Origin of the sequence: Jatrophihabitans sp. (assembly GCF_036388195.1) — a bacterium.
Lineage (GTDB): Bacteria > Actinomycetota > Actinomycetes > Mycobacteriales > Jatrophihabitantaceae > Jatrophihabitans_A.
In genome coordinates this window covers 13888-30321 of sequence record NZ_DASVSG010000108.1, presented here as the reverse complement: position 1 = coordinate 30321, position 16434 = coordinate 13888, and the positions used below count along the sequence as shown (strand labels likewise).

General features: G+C 69.1%; 16 protein-coding genes. 11 read left to right on the top strand and 5 right to left on the bottom strand.

The window, feature by feature from the left end:
• Positions 1–20 precede the first annotated feature (20 nt).
• From VF612_RS11215 to VF612_RS11185, 7 genes are read left to right on the top strand one after another with little or no spacing between them, the layout of a single operon-like run.
• Positions 21–1298 (top strand): SidA/IucD/PvdA family monooxygenase, encoded by a 1278-nt coding sequence (locus VF612_RS11215; protein WP_408659937.1) that lies wholly within the window; start codon positions 21–23, stop codon positions 1296–1298.
• A 2-nt stretch (positions 1299–1300) separates the two neighbouring features.
• Positions 1301–1771: a hypothetical protein gene (locus VF612_RS11210; protein ID WP_408659936.1), complete on the top strand. Its 471-nt coding sequence runs from the start codon at positions 1301–1303 to the stop codon at positions 1769–1771.
• Positions 1761–3050 (top strand): ATP-grasp domain-containing protein, encoded by a 1290-nt coding sequence (locus VF612_RS11205; protein ID WP_408659935.1) that lies wholly within the window; start codon positions 1761–1763, stop codon positions 3048–3050. The genes VF612_RS11210 and VF612_RS11205 overlap by 11 nt, the downstream gene beginning before the upstream one ends.
• Positions 3047–4408, top strand: a complete 1362-nt coding sequence (locus tag VF612_RS11200; RefSeq protein WP_408659934.1) for an MFS transporter — start codon at positions 3047–3049, stop codon at positions 4406–4408. Before VF612_RS11205 ends, VF612_RS11200 begins: the two co-directional genes overlap by 4 nt.
• A 6-nt stretch (positions 4409–4414) precedes the next feature.
• Complete coding sequence (locus VF612_RS11195) at positions 4415–5689, top strand: ATP-grasp domain-containing protein (protein ID WP_408659933.1); 1275 nt, start codon at positions 4415–4417, stop codon at positions 5687–5689.
• A 54-nt stretch (positions 5690–5743) separates the two neighbouring features.
• Entirely contained in the window at positions 5744–7087 is a 1344-nt protein-coding gene (locus VF612_RS11190; RefSeq protein ID WP_408659932.1) for a hypothetical protein, read from the top strand.
• 56 nt (positions 7088–7143) lie between these two features.
• Entirely contained in the window at positions 7144–8424 is a 1281-nt protein-coding gene (locus VF612_RS11185; protein ID WP_408659931.1) for a hypothetical protein, read from the top strand.
• A gap of 94 nt (positions 8425–8518) precedes the next feature.
• Here VF612_RS11185 and VF612_RS11180 read toward each other — a convergent pair whose 3' ends face one another.
• Positions 8519–8998 (bottom strand): DUF1003 domain-containing protein, encoded by a 480-nt coding sequence (locus tag VF612_RS11180; protein ID WP_408659930.1) that lies wholly within the window; start codon positions 8996–8998, stop codon positions 8519–8521.
• A 148-nt stretch (positions 8999–9146) separates the two neighbouring features.
• On the bottom strand, positions 9147–10427 hold the full coding sequence (locus VF612_RS11175; RefSeq protein WP_408659929.1) for a magnesium transporter MgtE N-terminal domain-containing protein: 1281 nt from the start codon (positions 10425–10427) through the stop codon (positions 9147–9149).
• A gap of 54 nt (positions 10428–10481) precedes the next feature.
• On the opposite strand from VF612_RS11175, the gene VF612_RS11170 reads away from it, so the two are divergent.
• Positions 10482–11414 (top strand): DMT family transporter, encoded by a 933-nt coding sequence (locus tag VF612_RS11170; RefSeq protein WP_408659928.1) that lies wholly within the window; start codon positions 10482–10484, stop codon positions 11412–11414.
• Between the two features lie 37 nt (positions 11415–11451).
• Here the strand turns inward: VF612_RS11170 and VF612_RS11165 are convergent, their stop codons facing one another.
• The 3 genes from VF612_RS11165 to VF612_RS11155 all read right to left on the bottom strand — a co-directional run bounded on the left by VF612_RS11165 (position 11452) and on the right by VF612_RS11155 (position 12446).
• Positions 11452–11697 (bottom strand): DUF6289 family protein, encoded by a 246-nt coding sequence (locus tag VF612_RS11165; protein ID WP_408659927.1) that lies wholly within the window; start codon positions 11695–11697, stop codon positions 11452–11454.
• A 121-nt stretch (positions 11698–11818) separates the two neighbouring features.
• A complete protein-coding gene (locus VF612_RS11160; RefSeq protein ID WP_408659926.1) occupies positions 11819–12082 on the bottom strand; it encodes a hypothetical protein in 264 nt (87 codons plus the stop codon).
• 112 nt (positions 12083–12194) lie between these two features.
• Positions 12195–12446 carry a hypothetical protein gene (locus tag VF612_RS11155; protein WP_408659925.1) on the bottom strand — a complete coding sequence of 84 codons (252 nt, stop codon included), beginning with the start codon at positions 12444–12446 and terminating at the stop codon, positions 12195–12197.
• A gap of 157 nt (positions 12447–12603) precedes the next feature.
• On the opposite strand from VF612_RS11155, the gene VF612_RS11150 reads away from it, so the two are divergent.
• The 3 genes from VF612_RS11150 to VF612_RS11140 all read left to right on the top strand — a co-directional run bounded on the left by VF612_RS11150 (position 12604) and on the right by VF612_RS11140 (position 16406).
• Positions 12604–13590 carry an HpcH/HpaI aldolase/citrate lyase family protein gene (locus tag VF612_RS11150; RefSeq protein WP_408659924.1) on the top strand — a complete coding sequence of 329 codons (987 nt, stop codon included), beginning with the start codon at positions 12604–12606 and terminating at the stop codon, positions 13588–13590.
• A gap of 97 nt (positions 13591–13687) precedes the next feature.
• Entirely contained in the window at positions 13688–14884 is a 1197-nt protein-coding gene (locus VF612_RS11145; RefSeq protein WP_408659923.1) for an acyl-CoA dehydrogenase family protein, read from the top strand.
• Positions 14885–15077: 193 nt separating this feature from the next.
• Positions 15078–16406 (top strand): aspartate aminotransferase family protein, encoded by a 1329-nt coding sequence (locus VF612_RS11140; protein WP_408659922.1) that lies wholly within the window; start codon positions 15078–15080, stop codon positions 16404–16406.
• The last annotated feature ends 28 nt before the right edge of the window (positions 16407–16434 follow it).

The window sequence follows — 16434 nt, the reverse complement described above, 5'->3', positions numbered from 1 at the left end:
CCGGACGGAGACCACCCACCATGAACGACACCACCGAGCTGCCGCGTTTCTTCGCCATCGGCATCGGAGCCGGACCGGCCAACCTCAGCCTTGCGGCGCTGCTGCAGCACAGGACCGAGGAGAACATCGCGCTGTTCGACAAGTCCTCGGACTCGAGCTGGCACTCGGGCCTGCTGCACCCCGGCGTCCGGATGCAGACGTCGTGGATGAAGGACCTGGTGTCGCTGGTCGACCCGACGCACGAGCTGAGCTTTCTCAACTACCTGGTCACCGAGAGCCGGCTGTTCGCCCTGATCAACTCCCAGTTCGACGTGATCCCGCGCCGGGAGTACATGCGTTACCTCAGCTGGGCGGCCAGCAAGATCAACGACATCCACTACAACACCCCGATCGACGAGGTGAACTTCGTCGAGAACGAGGGCTTCTACGCCTACTCCAACGGGTCGCCGGTGGCGTGCTCGGAACACCTGGTGATGGGCGTCGGCACCCGGCCCAGCGTGCCGGCCGGTCTGGCGACGATGCCCCAGGACCGGGCCTTCATCGCCGATGACCTGGCGAGCCACCTGCCCGACATGAGCGCAGACCCGAGCGCTCCGGTCGCGGTGATCGGCGGCGGTCAGACCGGCGTCGAGGCCGTTCTCCGGCTGCTCGGCGCCGGCTTCACCAACATCAAGTGGCTGGGCCGCAGGCAGTGGTTCCAGACCATCGACGATTCGCCGGCGGCCAACGACATCTACCGCCCGGCACACCAGCAGTTCCTGCAGGGCCTGACCCGCAGCACCCGCAAGCGGTTGGTCGAGGAGGCCGCTCCGACCGGGGACGCGCTCACCCCCGGCGCGCTGCGGGTGCTCTACCAGGCCAACTACGACCGGATGCTGGAGTACGGCGACTTCCCGGTGAAGCTGCTGCCCGGCCGCGACGTGACCGAGGGCCAGGCCGACGGGGACGAGCTGGTGCTGCAGTGCACCACGGCCGAGCGGTTGGAGGAGCACCGGGTCCGGTACGCGATCATCGCCGTCGGCCGCCAGGATGCGCCGATGCCCTTCTCGGTCGAGCTGCGCGACCGCCTCGATGTCGACGAGGACGGCGACATCGTGGTCGACGAGGACTACTCGGTGCGCTGGAAGGGCATGAACGGTCACCGGATCTACGTCCTCAACCGGGCCCGGTACAGCCACGGCATCGCCGATGCCAACCTGACCCTGTTGCCGGTCCGGGCCGCGGTGGTGATCAACTCCATGCTGGGCGGGGAGATCTTCGCGGTCCGTGACGACCTGGGCCCGGTGCAGTGGGACTGAGCATGTCCGAACGGGGGGAGCAGCCGGGGCCGGGTCGCCAGTCGAGCCGTGCGCCGAGCTATGACCAGCTCAGCTATCGCGGCCCGAACTACGACGGCCGGCAGTTCGGCCCGCTCGAGGTGCTGCCCGGCTCGGTGATCGGCCACTACCACCAGCAGTCCGAGCTGGTCTGGGCCGAGTTCGGCGGCGACCGGGTCCGCACCGGCCGGCTGGTGGGGATCTGTGACAATGACGGCGTGATCGAGGCTGCCTACTGCCAGATCATGGCCGATGGCGAGGTCGTGGCCGGCCGCTGCGTCAGCACTCCCACAGTGCTGCCCGACGGCCGGGTGCGGCTCACCGAACGATGGCAGCGCGCCGACGGCTCATCGGGCATCTCACACATCGAGGAGCTGGCAGCGGCCGGCGGCGCGGTGAACGCTGCGGTGAGCGGCCGCCAGAACGTGTCCAAGGAGCAGGGCTATGAGCAGTGAGCACGCCAACCAACGTCCGGACGAGCGGCCGCACCTGCTGCTGATCTCGACCGGTGATCACCAGTTCCGCGAGTACCTGCTCGAATCGATCGCCGAGCAGTACCGGATCCACCTCTTCCTGACAGCCGAGCCGCAGTGGGAGCAGCGCTACATCGACGCTGCCACGGTGCTGAGCGACACCCTGGACGCCGAGGTGATGATCCCGGCCGCCCTTGAGCTGAACGAGCGGGACCGGATCGACGGCGTGCTGTGCTGGGACGAGGCCCGGATCCTGCCGGCGTCGAAGATCGCGCAGGTGCTGGGCCTGCCCGGTGGCGATCCGGAGATGGTGCTGCGCTGCCGGGACAAGCACCTGACCCGCGAGGCGATGGCTGCGGCCGGCGTCCCCCAGCCCCGCTCCATAGCGGTCGGCACGCTCGAGGCGGCCCTCGACGCGGCGGCCGAGATCGGCTATCCGGTGGTGCTCAAGCCCCGGGCGATCGCTGCCAGCCTCGGCGTGGTGCTGGCGCACGACGAGGCCGGGCTGCGCGAGCACTTCACGTTCGCGCGGGAGATGAATGTGCCCGGCGCGCTGATCTATGACGATCAGGCGGTGCTGGTCGAGGAGTACGCCGACGGTCCCGAGATCAGCGTCGACTGCGCGGTCTTCCAGGGCCAGGTGCGGCCGATCTGCCTGGCGCACAAGGTGCTCGGCTACCCGCCGTACTTCGAGGAGATCGGCCATTTCGTCGACGGGGCCGACCCGATGCTCGCCGATCCGCAGATGATCCGGGCCCTGGAGCACGCGCACGCCGCACTCGGTTTCACCGACGGCATGACGCACACCGAGTTCCGGCTCACGCCGTCCGGGCCGAAGCTGATCGAGGTCAACGCCCGGCTCGGTGGCGACCTGATCCCGTACCTGGGCATGCGGGTCACCGGCATCGACCCGGGCCTGGCCGCGGCAGCGGTGGCCTGCGGCCGGGAACCCGACATGACGCCTGACCGCAAGCTGTTCGGCGCGGTCCGGTTCAGCTACGTGCCGCATGAGATGACCATCGGCTCCATCGAGATCGACGAGGCGGCGCTGCCGGCCAGCATCGATCGCGCGATGGTCCGCGCGCAGCCGGGCCAGCGGCTCGCGCCGCCGCCGGCCGGCACCGTCTGGGGCCGGGTCGCCTACTTCACCGTCGTCGCCGAGACCGCCGAGGCCTGTGCCAGCGCGATCGAGCAGGCCGCCGCGGCGCTGGTCATCACCGAGCAGCCCCGGCCCGTCCAGGATGCTGAGCAGTTGACGTGAGCTCCTCGAGTTCGGCGCCCGCCGGCGCCGACAGCACGGCGGCGGCGCCCCGGGACGACGGCATCTGGAGCACCTGGAAGCTCTCGCCCGCTCCGGTGCGGGCAATCCTGCTCGGGGTCTTCGTCAATCGGCTCGGGGCTTTCTTCCAGACCTTCCTGGTGCTGTTCCTGACCCAGCGGGGTTTCACCAAGTTCGAGGCCGGCTTCGCCCTGACCGCCTACGGGGTCGGATCGATGCTCGGGGTGCTGGTCGGTGGCGCGCTCGCCGACCGGCTCGGCCCCCGGCTGGCCACGCTGGTGTCGATGGGCGGCAGCGCGGTGATGCTGCTGAGCGTGCTGTACCTGGGCTACTACCCGGCGCTGGTGGCAGCGGTCTTCCTGGTGGGCCTGATCGGCCAGCTCTACCGGCCGGCTTCGGCCACCCTGCTGTCGGAGCTGACCGACAAAGAGCGCCAAGTGATGATCTTCGCGTTGTACCGGTGGGCGCTGAACCTCGGCACCACCGCCGCCCCGTTGATCGGCGCCGCGCTGATCGTCGTGAGCTATGACCTGCTGTTCTGGGCCGAGGCGATAACCGCCCTCGGGTACGGGGTGATAGCCGCTATCGCGCTTCCGCGACGCGAGGCCAAGCCGGCGCCGGCCGAGGCCGAGGCCGAGGCCGCTCCGGCTCAACCCGACGGTTACCGCGCGGTGCTGGCCGACCGGCGATTCGTCATGTACCTGCTGGCCATGCTGGTCAACGCCGCGGTCTACATCCAGTACGTCTCGACGTTGCCGCTCACCATGCGCGACGCGGGCCTTGCCACCTTCTGGTTCAGCCTGGTGATCGCGCTCAACGGCTTCATCGTGATCACCTGCGAGTTGCTGGTCACCAAGTTCACCCAGAAGCTGCCGATCAAACTGGTGGTCGGGCTCGGCTTCGCGCTGCTGGGCGCCGGTTTCTCGCTGTACGCGCTGCCCTGGGGCGTGGCGATCTTCCTGATCGGCACCCTGGTCTGGACAGCGGCCGAGATCGTCGCCGGGCCGACGCTGTTCGCCTACCCCGGCATGGTCGCCCCGGATCACCTGCGCGGCCGTTACATCGGCTCCACCCAGTTGATGTTCAGCCTCGGCAGCGCCGTGGGCCCCGGCCTCGGGGTGTTCCTCTACGACGCCATCGGCTTGAACGTGTGGTGGTGTTTCGGTGTGGCCAGCCTGCTTGCCATGGTCCTGGCCACCTCCGGCATGCGCCGGATCGATGCGGCCGAGGCCGAGTCCCTGGCCAGCGAGACGCCAGCTCCCGAGGCGCCGGGCACCGCGGCGGCCGCCACCACGGAGCCCGGTTTCCTCGACGCGCAAGTCAGCTCAGAAAGCAGGTAATCGCTCATGACTCGCTATGCAATCATCGTCGACCCGCTGTCCACCGGACGTGAATACGCGCACGCCTTCCGCGACGCCGGCGCCACGCCGATCGCGGTGCTGTCCACCCCGAAGCCGGTGCCGGTCCTGGTGGACACCTGGCATCCGGAGAACTTCGAGCAGGTGCACTACTTCGAAGGCGACTACTCGCCCGAGCGGATCGACTCGCTGGCGGCCGAGCTGGCCAAGTACGACCCGATCTGCATCCTGCCGGGAGCCGAGACGGGCGTCCGGCTGTACGAGGCGTTGGTGGTGCAGCTGCTGCCGGGCACCGGCAACGTCGCGGAGCTGGCCGATGCCCGGCGTGACAAGTGGGAGATGGCCAAGGCGGTGGCCGCGGCCGGAGTTCCGCACCTGCGCCAGCTGTTCTCCGCCGACGCCGACGAGATCGCGGCCTGGATCGTCGACAGCGGCCTGCAAGACCACGACCTGGTGGTGAAGCCGCCGAACAGTGGCGGCACCGACGATGTCCACATCGTGCCGGCGGGCAGCGACGCCTGGCGGCCGCTGCTCGCCCGGATGACCAACGACGTCAACCACCTCGGCATGGTCAACGGGGGAATCCTGATCCAGGAGTTCGCCCCCGGCAACGAGTTCCTGATCGACTCCTACTCCGTCGACGGCCAGCACGGCCTGGTCGACGTCTGCCGCTACACCAAGGTGCGCAAGGGCGACCGGATCGGCATCTATGACCGGGTGGACTTCCTGGCGCCGGACCACGAGCAGACCAAGATCGTGTGGGAGTACACGCTGCAGGTGCTCGACGCCCTCGGTTTCCGCAACGGCTGCGGCCACGCCGAGGTGATGCTCACGCCGGACGGCCCGCGACTGGTCGAGATCGCCGAGCGGCCGGCCGGCGGCGGCCACCAGCTGATCAGCAAGCTCGCCACCGGCTCCAACCACATCCTGCGCACCGTCAGGCATCGGGTGAACGGTGAGTTCCTGCCGTCCTACCAGCTGTTGCAGCACCTGTCCGGCATCTTCATCTCAGCTCCCAATGCCGGCATCTGGCGCAACGCCGAGATCTTCGACGAGCTCGAGCAGCTGCCCAGCTTCGTCAACCGGTTCTTCTGGAAGCACACCGGCGACTGGGTCCCGGCCACCGAGGACATCTCCAGCGCCCTGGCCTGGGTGACCCTGGCGGCGCCGACCGAAGAGGAGATCAACCGCGACTACCGCCGGTTGAAGGAGCTCGAGCAGCAGATCGTGATCGAGCCGGCCGACCCGCCGGCTGTGCCCTGACCGGATCCACCACCGTTCGCACCTTCATTCCGGTACCGACCAGAAGGGCTCCGCATGACGCAGAACGCACTGACCGACCGCTACCTCGAGGCGTTCGCCCAGAGCGGGCTGTCGGCGAGGGAGCTCGTCGATCAGCTGATCAGCAGCACCGTCGACACCACCTACAACGGCAAGATGCTGACCCGGCCGGGCTTCCTGGAGCGGGCCCAGGTCGATCAGCTGGAAGCCGACCTGGAGATGCTGTACTCGTGCGTGACCAGCCTGCCGAACCGGTTGTTCGGCGGCGACCTGGGTGCGTTCGCGGCGTCGACCGGAATGACGCCCGAGCAGGTCTCGGCGGTGGTGCGCGGTCGCGGCAGCGCGCCCAGCCGGCTGGCTCGCGCGGACCTGTACATCGACGAAGCCGGCTTCCGGGTGATGGAGATGAACATGTCGAGCGCGCTGGGGGGCGTCGACAACATGGCGCTCAATCGGGCCATGGCCAAGCAGCCGTTCATAGCCGAGTTCCTCCAGGCCAACAACCTCGGCTACGCCGACACCATGCTCGAGGTCGCCGAGACGCTGTTCGCCGAGTGCAAGGTGCCCAGCGGCACCCGTCCGGTGGTCGCGCTCTGCGACTGGCCGGCCAGCTTCGCGACCCTGGAGCCGCAGCTGCGCACCAACGTCGCGGTCTTCGACGCGCTGGGGATCGAGGCGCTGCCGTGCCACATCGGGCAGCTGCGGCTGGAGGACGACTCGATCTGGCTGGGTGATCGCAAGATCGAGGTGATCTACCGGCTGTTCCTCATGGAGGACCTGCTCGACCCCACCGGGCCGGCGCTGATCGATCCGGTGCTGCAGGCCGCCGAACGTGGCAACGTGGCGATCTTCTCGCCGATGGACGCCGAGCTCTACAGCAGCAAGGGCGCGCTGGCGCTGCTGTCGGACGAGTCGAACCGGCACCTGTTCAGCGCCGAGGAGCTGGCGACACTGGACCGGTTCCTGCCGTGGACCCGGATGGTGCGCTCCGGGCCGGTCACCGTCGAGGACGGCCGCAGCGTGTCGCTGGAGGAGTATGCGCTCACCGAGCGCACCGAGTTGATCCTCAAGCCGACCCTGCTGCACGGCGGCATGGGCGTGGTGCCGGGCTGGCAGACCGAGCCGGAGGAGTGGCGCCGGTTGATCGATTCGGCCATGGACGAGCAGTTCGTGCTGCAGCGGCGGATCCACCCGTTCACCGAGTCGTTCCCGAAGCTCGACGGGCCGGGCACCGAGGAGTGGGTGGTGCTCTGGGGCGGCTTTCTCGGCGCTCGCGGGTACTCCGGAATGCTGCTGCGGGGCACCAGCAAGTCAGACGCGGGAGTGCTCAACATGACGACCGGCGCGATCGCGTCCTGCTGCTTCCACGAGCTGGGCTGAGCCGGCGCCGCCGAGCTGATCACGTACCCGTCCGCTGCTGAAAGCAGGTATCACTCATGACTCGCTATGCGATCATCGTCGACCCGCTGTCCACCGGCCGGGAGTATCCCGGGGCATTCCGCGACGAAGGCGTGACCCCGATCGCGGTGCTGTCCACCCCCAAGCCGGTTCCGGTGATGGCGGGCAGCTGGCATCCGGAGAACTTCGAGCACGTGCACTACTTCGAGGGCGACTACTCGCCCGACCGGATCGACTCGCTGGCCGCCGACCTCGCCAAGTACGACCCGATCTGCATCGTCCCCGGGTGCGAGTCCGCGATCCGCTTGTACGAGGCGCTGATGGTGAGGCTGCTGCCCGCCGCCGGCAACGTCGCGGAGCTGGCCGATGCCCGGCGCGACAAGTGGGAGATGGCCAAGGCGGTGGCCGCGGCCGGAGTTCCGCACCTGCGCCAGCTGTTCTCCGCCGACGCCGACGAGATCGCGGCCTGGATCGTCGACAGCGGCCTGGCCGACCACGACCTGGTGGTCAAGCCGCCGAACAGCGGCGGCACCGAAGACGTTCACCTGGTCCCCGCGGGCAGCGACGCCTGGCGGCCGCTGCTGGCCCGGATGGCGACCGGGATCAATGATCTGGGGATGGTCAACGGCGGGATCCTGATCCAGGAGTTCGCTGCCGGGCACGAGTACCTGGTCGACTCCTACACCGTCGACGGCCAGCACGGCCTGATCGACGTCTGCCGCTACACCAAGATCCGCAAGGGCGACCGGATCGGCATCTATGACCGGGTGGACTTCCTGGCGCCCGACGACGAGCAGACCAAGATCGTGTGGGAGTACACGCTGCAGGTGCTCGACGCCCTCGGTTTCCGCAACGGCTGCGGCCACGCCGAGGTGATGCTGACCCCGCAGGGCCCGCGACTGGTCGAGATCGCCGAGCGGCCGGCCGGCGGCGGCCATCAGCTGATCAGCAAGATGGCTACCGGCTCCAACCACATCCTGCGCACCGTCAGGCATTGGGTGCACGGGGAGTTCAAGCCGTCCTACGACCTGCTGCAGCACCTGTGCGGGGTGTTCATCTCAGCGCCGCACGCCGGCATCTGGCGCAACGCCGAGATCTTCGACGAGGTCGATCGGTTGCCCACCTACGCGACGAAGAACTTCCCGAAGGGCACCGGTGACTGGGTGCAGTCCACCACCGACCTGTCCAGCTTCCTGGCCTGGGTGATCCTCGCCGCGCCGACCGAGGAGGCGATCGACGTCGACTACCGCCGGCTGAAGGAACTCGAACAGCAGATCGAGATCGAGCCGGCTGAGCGACCGGCCGGCGCCGGGCACTGACCTCCTTGCCGGGCCGCCCAGCCTAGGAGGCTGGCTCAGCCAGGGCGCCGGCTCAGCCAGGGCGCCGGCTCGGCCGAGCTGCCCCGGTGACGGCTCAGCCGTCCCGGTCCTCGCCCCGGCTGCGGTCCAGCCGGGTCAGCTCCGAGCGCAGGTAGTCGCGGGTGGCCACGTCCCCGAGCGCGATCCGGATCGCGGCGATCTCTCGCGCCAGGTACTCGGCATCGGCGATCGCGCGCTGGTCGCGCCTGCGGTCGGCGTCGGCCTGGATCCGGTCCCGGTCGGCCTGCCGGTTCTGGGCGAGCAGGATCAGCGGCGCGGCGTAGGCGGCCTGGGTCGAGAACGCCAGGTTGAGCAGGATGAACGGGTACGGGTCGAACTTCCAGACCCCCATCGCGACCGCGTTGAAGATGATCCAGCAGATCACCAGCACGGTCTGGATGGCGAGGTAACGCGCGGTTCCGAAGAACCGGGCGATGCGCTCGGCCGCCGTTCCGATCGCATCGGCGCTGAACTTGGGCGCGCGCAGGCCACGGGGCGCCTTGGGCTGGTCCAGCCGGCGACGCGGTTCGGTCACGGTGACCCGCTCATCGCGGCGTTCGCTCCGATCCTCGCTCGCTGGCGCTCGCTGCGATTCTCGCTCTGCGCTGGCCGGCTCTTCGCGCGAGCGCTCATCGCGGCGTTCGCTCCGATCCTCGCTCGCTGGCGCTCGCTGCGATTCTCGCTCACTGGGCCCTCCGGCGGGTGGTGGCGGCGTCCGCGGGCAGCTCGTCGCGATCGCGCCAGTCCTCGGGCAGCAGGTGGTCGATCACGTCGTCCACGCTCACCGCGCCCAGCAGCCGGTCGTTCTCGTCCACCACCGGCACCGCCACCAGGTTGTAGGTCGCCAGGTGCCGGGTCACCTCCTGCAGCGTCGACTCCGGTGTCAGCGGGTCGATGCCGTCGTCGAGCACCCCGGACACCAGCGAGGACGGCGGCTCGCGCAGCAGCCGCTGGAAGTGCGCCACCCCGAGGAAGCGTCCGGTGGGGGTGGCCTGCGGCGGGCGGACCACGTACACCTGGGCGGCCAGCGCCGGCGACAGATCCGGATTGCGCAACCTGGCCAGCGCCTCGGCGACGGTCGCGTCCGGCAGCAGCACCACCGGCTCGGAGGTCATCATGCCGCCGGCGGTGTACTCGCCATAGGTCATCAGCCGGCGAACCGGAGCAGCCTCCTCCGGCTCCATGATCTCCAGCAGCCGCTCCTGCTCGTCGGCGGGCAGCTCACGCAGCAGGTCGGCCGCGTCGTCGTCGTTCATCTTCTCCAGGACGTCGGCCGCGCGCTCGTCGGTCAGCCCGCTGATGATGTTGATCTGATCCTCTTCGGGCAGCTCCTCCATCACGTCGGCAAGCCGCTCGTCGTTGAGCGCTTCGGCCACCTCCTGCTGCCGCTTGTCCGGCATGCCCTGCAGCTGGGCGGCCAGATCAGCGGGCCGCAGCCCGGCCAGCACCGCCAGCAGGGAGTCCGCGCCCTGGCCGTGCTCGGTCGCCGACAGCCCGTCCACGTCGTTCCAGTCCACCTGCTGCAGCACCGCGCGGCGGCGTCCGAGCTTGCTGGTGACCGAGCGCACCGCCAGCTTGGTGATCACCCAGTCCCGGGTGCGGTTCTGCTCCATGGCGGCGTCGACCACCACCATCCGGGCGCCGTCCTCGATCCGCACCACGGTCCGGTCCAGCACCTCGCCGAGCACCAGCAGCTCGTTCGGCCGCTGCTCGAAGCGCCTGATGTTGACGCTGCCGGTGGTCAGCACCACCGCCTCCGGCTCGATCCGGGTGACCCGTCCCATCGGGACGAAGATCCGCCGCCGGTGCTGCACCTCGACCACCAGGCCGAGGATGCGCGGCGGCTGGCGTCCCACCCGCAGGGTCGCCACCGCGTCCCGTACCCGGCCCAGCTGGTCGCCGTTGGGGTCGAAGACCCCCAGGCCGGCCAGCCTGGCCACGAAGACGCGGGTCGCGGTGCTCACGGGCAAAGCTTAGTGGGCATGAGGTCAGGAGATTAGGACTGTCAGGATGGTCGGGTGTCGCGTATCGAGCAGCCCCTGGAGTCGCTGGTCCTGCCGTCTGCCCGCGATGCGGGGCTGCTGGCGGTGGCGCTGGCGGGGGTGTCGGCGTCCGGGCCGATGATGGCTGCCACCGCCGCGCCGGCGCTGGCCATCGCGTTCTGGCGCAATGCCCTCGGCGCCGGCGGCACCGGCCTCGTCGTGGGCCTGCGGCACCGGTCCGAGTTCGCCGCCCTGGACCGGCGGGGCTGGGCGCTGGCCTCGGTCGCCGGGGTGTTCCTGGCGCTGCACTTCGGTACCTGGGTGCCCTCGGTCAAGCTGACCTCGGTCGCCTCGGCCACCGCCCTGGTCGCGACCCAGTCGGTGTTCACCGGACTTATCGCGGCGGCGGCCGGCCGCCGGTTGCCCCGGCTGGCCTGGCTCGGCATGGCGCTGGCGATCGTCGGCACCGCCCTGATCGCCGGCGCCGACTTCGCGGTCTCGGCCCGAGCGCTGGCCGGGGACGGGCTGGCGCTGCTGGGCGGGATCTTCGCGGCGGCCTACGTCACGGCCGGCGCGAGCGCGCGCCGGGGGATGTCCACGGCGACCTACACCACCATCTGCTACGGCGTCTGCGCGCTGGGCCTGCTGGCAGCCTGCCTGGCCGGCGGTCAGCCGCTCGGTGGCTTTTCGGGCCGGGCCTGGGTGCTGATCCTGGCCGTGACCGGTTGCGCCCAGTTGCTGGGACACAGCCTGATCAATGTGGTGCTGCGCTCGGTCAGCGCCACGTTCGTCAGCCTGACCATCCTGATCGAGGTGCCGGGCGCGGCGCTGATCGCGGCGGTCTGGCTGCACCAGCGGCCACCGGCCAGCGCGATCCCCGGGCTGGTGCTGCTGCTGGCCGGGCTGGTCGTGGTGGTGCGGTCCCGCTCGCGCGACCGGGCCGTTGAGCCGGTGCCCGATCTGGACTAGTCACGACGGATAGTCCGGCACAGCAGTCGCGAGCGTGCTAGCACGCCCTGGTTTCGACGTAGTGCCGGGTCGTTTCCCCCCACTGGTACGCCCCACAGGGCGCGTAGGAGCGCTCGCCGACCAACTGGGTGTACGTGGAGTCGGAGTAGTACAGCACTACGCCGACGCACCAGTCGACGGTGCAGGTGTCATAGGCCGCAGCCGGCGTGCTGGAGGTCAGCAGGGCGCTGACGGTGAGGGCGGTTGCCGCGATCGCGATCCGGGAACGAGTGCCAAGATTCATCTACTACTCCTGAATGGGATATGGCCGAGTTTCCTGATGGGATATGGCCGAGTTCTGATCAGAGGGCTGCGGGCCGGTGCCCACCGGGACTGAGGCCGGTTCTGAGGCGGTCGGGCCTCGGCTAGCAGTATCTACGGAAGCCCTTCTTGAACTCGGTGACCTGACCCCACTCGATGTAGCCGCAGACCTCCGAGCCGTACTCCCCGACGCGGACGGTGTAGGTGGCGTCGGAGTAGTACTGGATCAGCATGTCGCAGTGGTCCTCCATGCACTGCGGCGGAGGATAGGGAAGGGTCGTTCCCGCCTCGGCGGCCGGCCCCAGCAGGGCTCCGGTGGCGAGCACGGTCGCCGCGATCGCGATCCGGGAACGGGTGCCGAGCTTCATGGTGCCTCCTGAGCTGGAGCTACAAAGGTGTGTTCTCGATTAACACGCGAATTAGGACAATTGCTATGAGCCCCAGCGCGGCGGGGTAGGCCCGATCAGCCGGAGACCCTGGTTAGCACCTCCTGAGGATCCGCTCGACGTACGCGGTCTGCTGGCCCCAATTGACCTGCCCACAGGGGCCGTTCTCGTATTCCCCCACCAAGTAGGTTTTGGTGGAGTCCGAGTAGTACTGGATCAGCGTGTCGCAGTATTGGAACGTGCAGGGGGTCTTGGTCGCTGCCGCCGGGCTAGCCGGCGCCAGCAGCGCGCCGCTGCTGAGCATGGCTGCCGCGATGGCGATCCGGGACCGGGTGCCAAGCTTCATAAGGATCTCCCGAGAAATAAACTGAATCGTATGTAGCGGACAAAGGGAATGGAAGGGTCAAGCGCAGGTCCACAGTCCGACGGCAGAGCCCCGGACGATGTGACACCGCGAACATCGCTCAGCGCTCCCACTGCCAGCGGTGGCATCCTCAGCAGCTATGACGGCCTCTGACTCACTTCCTGCCCAGCCCGAGCCGCTGCGTCCCCGCCGCTCCTGCCTGGCGGTGCCCGGCTCCAACCCGCGCTTCCTGGAGAAGGCCAAGGGCTTGCCGGCCGACCAGGTGTTCCTGGACCTCGAGGACGCCTGCGCGCCTCTGGCCAAGCCCGGCGCCCGCAAGAACATCGTCGCGGCGCTGAACGAGGGCGGCTGGGGGAACAAGATCCGGGTGGTCCGGGTCAACGACCTGACCACGCACTGGACCTACCGCGACGTCATCGAGGTGGTCGAGGGCGCCGGCGCCAACCTGGACGCGATCATGCTGCCGAAGGTGCAGAGCGCGGCGCAGGTGCAGTGGCTGGAGATGACCCTGACCCAGATCGAGAAGACCGTCGGCCTGCCGGTCGGCCGGATCGGCATCGAGGCCCAGATCGAGAACGCCCGCGGCCTGCTGGCCATCGACGAGATCGCGCAGGCCTCGCCGCGCATCCAGACGCTGATCTTCGGCCCGGCCGACTTCATGGCCTCGATCAACATGCGCTCGCTGGTGGTCGGCGAGCAGCCACCGGGCTATGACGTGGGCGATGCCTACCACCACATCCTGATGTCGATCCTGCTGGCGGCCCGGTCCCACGACCTGCAGGCCATCGACGGGCCGTACCTGCAGATCCGCGACGTCGACGGGTTCCGGCGGGTGGCCGGCCGCTCGGCCGCCCTCGGCTTCGATGGCAAGTGGGTGCTGCACCCGGGGCAGATCGATGCGGCCAATGAGATGTTCGCGCCCAGCCAGGCCGACTACGACCACGCCGAGCTGATCCTGGACGCCTACGACTACTACACCTCCGAAGCGGGCGGGGCGAAGGGCTCGGCCATGATCGGGGACGAGATGATCGACGAGGCGTCCCGCAAGATGGCGCTGGTGATCGCGGCCAAGGGCCGGGCCGCTGGCCTGACCCGCACCTCGGCATTCACCCCGCCGGAGAGCTAGCGCTGAGAGCCTTGTCACCGGGCGGCCGCTGGCCTCATAAGGCTTACGGCCCCGATACTGGCCGGTAACCCAACCCCCCTCCGGAGGTAGCGCCATCATGGCTCGTCTCGCCCAGACAGCCGGTCTCAGCGACATCCAGAAGGAGATCCTGTCCACCGTCCGGGAGTTCGTGGACAAGGAGATCCTGCCGACCGTCCACGACCTCGAGCACGCCGACGAGTACCCCGAGCAGATCGTCGCGGGCATGGCCGAGATGGGGCTGTTCGGCCTGACCATCCCGGAGGAGTTCGGCGGGCTGGGGGAGTCGCTGCTGACCTACGCCCTGGTGGTGGAGCAGATCGCCCGGGGCTGGATGAGCATCTCCGGCGTGATCAACACCCACTTCATCGTCGCCTACCTGCTGATGCAGCACGGCACCGACGAGCAGAAGCAGCGGCTGCTGCCGAAGATGGCCACCGGCGAGGTGCGCGGCGCGTTCTCGATGTCCGAGCCCGACGTCGGCTCCGACGTCGCCGCCATCAAGACCCGGGCCACCGCCGACGGGGACGGGTTCCGCCTGAACGGCCAGAAGATGTGGCTGACCAACGGCGCCAGGTCACGGGTGGTGGCCACCCTGGTCAAGGACGACCTCGGCGCGGAGTCGGTCTACCGCAACATGACCACCTTCCTGCTCGAGAAGGAGCCCGGCTTCGGCGAGACCCGGCCGGGGCTGCGGATCCCGGGCAAGCTGGAGAAGATGGGCTACAAGGGCGTCGAGACCACCGAGATGATCCTGGACAACGTCGCGGTCGGCGCCGACGAGGTGCTCGGCGGGCCGGACAAGCGCGGCCAGGGCTTCTACCAGATGATGGACGGCATCGAGGTCGGCCGGGTCAACGTCGCCGCCCGGGGCTGCGGCATCTCGCTGCGCGCCTTCGAGCTGGCCGTGGACTATGCCCAGCAGCGCAAGAGCTTCGGCAAGAAGATCGCCGAGCACCAGGCGATCGCCTTCAAGCTGGCCGAGATGGCGACCAAGGTCGAGGCATCGCACCTGCTGATGGTCAACGCGGCCCGGTTGAAGGACGCCGGCCAGCGCAACGACGTCGAGGCCGGGATGGCGAAGCTGCTGGCCAGCGAGTACTGCGCCGAGGTGACCCAGGAGGCGTTCCGGATCCACGGCGGCTACGGCTACTCCAAGGAGTACGAGATCGAGCGGCTGATGCGCGAGGCGCCGTTCCTGCTGATCGGCGAGGGCACCTCGGAGATTCAGAAGACCATCATCAGCCGTGGCCTGCTCAAGGAGTACCGGGTCTGAGCCCAGAACGTCCTCAGGCCAGGTCCAGCAGGTCGGTGTCCCGGGCCTTTTCGACGTTGCGGCCTTGACGGTGCGACGGGCGCACTCTCTACGATCACCGGGTGGGTGACTGCGTCCCGCCGAGTGCTCGGCCCACCGAGTGGTCGAACCGCTGCCAACCTAAAGGGCCGCTGCGCCAGACAGGAATCTTCAGATGACCGCCGAGACCACCTACGAACTCGACCGACAGTACGTATTCCACTCCTGGTCGGCGCAGGCCGCGCTCAAACCCCTGGTGATCACCGCGGCCGCCGGCAGCTACGTCACCGACGGCGACGGCAACCAGCTGCTGGACCTGAGCTCGCAGCTGGTGAACACCAACATCGGGCACCAGCATCCGAAGGTGGTCGCCGCGATCAAGGAGCAGGCCGACCTGCTGTGCACGATCGCACCGCAGCACGCCAACGCCGCCCGGAGCGAGGCCGCCCGGATGATCATCGAGCGGGCGCCGGAGAACATGGCCAAGGTGTTCTTCACCAACGCCGGCGCCGAGGCGGTGGAGTACGCGGTCCGGATGGCCCGGCTGCACACCGGACGCACCAAGGTGCTCTCGACCTACCGCAGCTACCACGGCGGCACCCAGACCGCGGTGAACCTGACCGGTGACCCCAGGCGCTGGCCCAACGACCTCGGCGCCAGCGGCGCGGTGCACTTCTTCGGCCCGTTCCTGTACCGCTCGCCCTTCCACTCCAGCACCGAGGCCGAGGAGTGCCAGCGCGCGCTGGAGCACCTGGAGCAGGTGATCAGCTTCGAGGGGCCGGCCACCATCGCCGCGATCATCCTGGAGACCGTTCCCGGCACCGCGGGCATCATGCCGCCGCCGCCGGGCTACCTGCAGGGGGTGCGGGAGCTGTGCGACCGGTTCGGCATCGTCTACATCGCCGACGAGGTGATGTGCGGGTTCGGACGGACCGGCCGCTGGTTCGCCGTCGAGAACTACGACGTGACGCCGGACCTGATCACCTTCGCCAAGGGCGTCAACTCCGGCTACGTCCCGCTGGGTGGCGTGATCATCTCCGACGAGATCTGCCGGACGTTCGACGACCGGGCGTTCCCCGGCGGGCTGACCTACTCCGGGCACCCGCTGGCATGTGCCGCGGCGGTGGCGAGCATGACGGCGATGACCGAGGAGGGCATCATCGCCAACGCCGCCCGGATCGGCGAGCAGGTGCTCGGCCCCGGGCTGCGGGAGCTGGCCGAACGGCACCCGATGATCGGCGAGGTACGCGGGCTCGGGGTGTTCTGGGCGCTGGACCTGGTCACCGACCGGGCCACCAAGGAGCCGCTGGCGCCGTACGGCGGCACCTCACCGGCGATGACCGAGCTGGTCGGGGCGCTGAAGGCCAACGGCGTGCTGCCGTTCACCAACTACCACCGGCTGCACATCGTGCCGCCGTGCACCATCACCGACGAGGAGATGCGCCAGGGCCTGGCCGCCGTGGACAAGGCGCTGGCCGCGATCGGCCACCACTACCAGGGCTGACGAGCGGTTAGCCCGGCGAGCGTCGCGG

Bases quoted from the DNA above. Each gene is read 5' to 3' on its own strand.
- VF612_RS11145 (WP_408659923.1), top strand. From the start codon at position 13,688: ATGGCTCGTCTCGCCCAGACAGCCGGTCTCAGCGACATCCAGAAGGAG.
- VF612_RS11215 (WP_408659937.1), top strand. From the start codon at position 21: ATGAACGACACCACCGAGCTGCCGCGTTTCTTCGCCATCGGCATCGGA.
- VF612_RS11205 (WP_408659935.1), top strand. From the start codon at position 1,761: ATGAGCAGTGAGCACGCCAACCAACGTCCGGACGAGCGGCCGCACCTG.
- VF612_RS11210 (WP_408659936.1), top strand. From the start codon at position 1,301: ATGTCCGAACGGGGGGAGCAGCCGGGGCCGGGTCGCCAGTCGAGCCGT.
- VF612_RS11140 (WP_408659922.1), top strand. From the start codon at position 15,078: ATGACCGCCGAGACCACCTACGAACTCGACCGACAGTACGTATTCCAC.
- VF612_RS11165 (WP_408659927.1), bottom strand. From the start codon at position 11,697: ATGAATCTTGGCACTCGTTCCCGGATCGCGATCGCGGCAACCGCCCTC.
- VF612_RS11150 (WP_408659924.1), top strand. From the start codon at position 12,604: ATGACGGCCTCTGACTCACTTCCTGCCCAGCCCGAGCCGCTGCGTCCC.
- VF612_RS11195 (WP_408659933.1), top strand. From the start codon at position 4,415: ATGACTCGCTATGCAATCATCGTCGACCCGCTGTCCACCGGACGTGAA.
- VF612_RS11155 (WP_408659925.1), bottom strand. From the start codon at position 12,446: ATGAAGCTTGGCACCCGGTCCCGGATCGCCATCGCGGCAGCCATGCTC.
- VF612_RS11190 (WP_408659932.1), top strand. From the start codon at position 5,744: ATGACGCAGAACGCACTGACCGACCGCTACCTCGAGGCGTTCGCCCAG.
- VF612_RS11185 (WP_408659931.1), top strand. From the start codon at position 7,144: ATGACTCGCTATGCGATCATCGTCGACCCGCTGTCCACCGGCCGGGAG.
- VF612_RS11160 (WP_408659926.1), bottom strand. From the start codon at position 12,082: ATGAAGCTCGGCACCCGTTCCCGGATCGCGATCGCGGCGACCGTGCTC.